A 1,991-nucleotide genomic window follows, 5' to 3' on the forward strand; every position below is an offset into this window, starting at 1 on the left:
CACGGGACTCACCGACCTAAACATACAGGCTCGCTTATGGCTGGATACGGTCGCGAATGTCCGCATTCATGGCACCACGCATGAGGTGCCGATGAAGCGCCTCCAGCAAGAACGGCTGCAGTCCTTTAATTTGATCCCCTTTGAGGAAGTGGAACGGCACGCTCGGAAAGTATCCGCAGACTCGCTCATTTCCTATGAGGCGAATCGGTACTCAGTTCCTTGGCGCTACGTCGGACAGACTGTGTATCTGCAAGATGAGCAGAACGGATGCATCCGCATTTACGCCGGCAACGAGTGTATTGTCGAACACGAGAAAGCGACTGGGCGCCATCAGCTCATCATGAACCGCAAACACATGGAGGGCATCCGTTCAGCCGGCGGCAAACCCACACAGGCTCCCATGCCTCGTCTGGTGCAACAGGAGTCACCGCAGGTCGTGGAACGAGAACTCTCGGTCTATGAACAATTTCTCGAGGAGGCGGTGCTGCAATGATCGTTGTCCAAGAACGCCTGCAAGAAGCCTTTCAGCAGTTCGGATGGAGCCGCATTCCGGAGATTCTTCATACGCATGCGGAGGAAGCCGCCAAGCACAACAGCTCGTATCTGGAGTTTCTCGACAAGCTGCTGCAGGAAGAGATTGTCGCCAAACGGGAGCGCTTTGTCCGCATGAAGACACGGATGGCCCATCTGCCGTACCACAAGACACTCGATCAGTTCGACTTCAGTTTCCAACCGTCGATCGAGGAACGTCGCATTCGCGACTTGGCCACGCTCCGCTTCGTGGAGCATCAGGAGAATCTCATCTTTCTCGGTCCGCCCGGCGTCGGGAAGACCCACTTGGCCGTCGCGCTGGCGCTTGAAGCCATCAAGCAACGGTATACGGTGTACTTCACAACCGCGCATGTTCTGGTGCAAATGCTGCAGCAGGCCCATCATAGCAATACCGTCGCCCAGAAGATGAAGGCGCTGACCAAGCCCAATCTGCTCATCATCGATGAGATCGGCTACCGCAGAATGGACGATACGGCCGCTCACTTCTTCTTTCAGATTGTGGCCGAGCGGTATGAAACCGGCTCGATCATCCTCACCTCTAACAAATCGTATGGCTCTTGGGGAGAGATCTTTGGTGATTCCGTCTTGGCCACGGCCATCCTGGATCGCTTGCTTCACCACTCCAGCACCATTAACATCAAGGGTGAGAGCTACCGGATTAAAGAGAAGAAGAAAGCCGGATTCTTCCGCCCCGAATCCGAGGAAGAGAAGGGACAGAAGATGGAATAATCTGGGCGATCGCCGCCCCCCTAGGGGGGCCTTACCTTTACCCCTTATGGGGAAAATTCGAGTGCATATATTGAGGAATTTTCATTTGCAGTTGACAGTTATAAGAAGTAGCCGCTTCTATGAGTTACTCTCAATTTCCTTTAGTTGTTTATTTATATATTTCCATGCAGTGTCAAAGTCCTTAAACACCCATTCAATACTATCAATTGGTTCTTTACTATGTGTTCCAAGAAGTAATGTTCTTAACGCCTCTTCACAACCTGAACCAACAATTACGGCCACTGGGAAAGGTTCATCAGCATACTTATCAGAACCAATATTAAAAATGATATCTAGCCTGTCTCCCCACTCATATTCTAACTCCTGTAATTCAATAATTACTGCACTTGGTTCCCACGCCTCAATAGCTGCTTTTCCCATTGCACTCATATATGTAGCATCTGAATTCCCAGTTGAACCAAATTCGTATTTTCCTGAGTACTTAATCATTAACACTTCTTTATAATTAAAAACATCCGATGCTCCAAGATAATAATTAACTTTTATATCACTCATTTCGAATAATTCTACCTTCTGTAGTTGTTTCAATTAGATACCTCCAGGGATATTACTAATAAACCACTTACGTCCCGTGTAATTTTAGTTTTTTCAGTTCTCGGCTATTTCTTATAACGTCTCTCGCATTCACGAACCCCGTAGGGGTTGTCCGC

General features: G+C 49.0%; 3 protein-coding genes. 2 read left to right on the forward strand and 1 reads right to left on the reverse strand.

Going from position 1 to position 1,991, the window contains the following annotated elements; all coding sequences use genetic code 11:
* Together JET16_RS29670 and istB are read left to right on the forward strand one after the other, a co-directional pair.
* The coding region (locus JET16_RS29670) for a Mu transposase domain-containing protein (protein ID WP_407673229.1) at positions 1 to 493 on the forward strand (493 nt) is incomplete at its 5' end.
* Positions 493 to 1,281, forward strand: coding sequence for an IS21-like element helper ATPase IstB (gene istB / locus JET16_RS29675; protein WP_456093991.1), 789 nt, complete (start codon positions 493 to 495; stop codon positions 1,279 to 1,281). The genes JET16_RS29670 and istB, both read left to right, overlap by 1 nt.
* A 117-nt stretch (positions 1,282 to 1,398) precedes the next feature.
* Here the strand turns inward: istB and JET16_RS29680 are convergent, their stop codons facing one another.
* Positions 1,399 to 1,869 (reverse strand): hypothetical protein, encoded by a 471-nt coding sequence (locus JET16_RS29680; RefSeq protein ID WP_233532462.1) that lies wholly within the window; start codon positions 1,867 to 1,869, stop codon positions 1,399 to 1,401.
* Positions 1,870 to 1,991 lie beyond the last annotated feature (122 nt).

Source organism: Paenibacillus alkalitolerans (assembly GCF_016482785.1).
In the GTDB taxonomy this organism is placed as follows: Bacteria; Bacillota; Bacilli; order Paenibacillales; family YIM-B00363; genus Paenibacillus_AE; species Paenibacillus_AE alkalitolerans.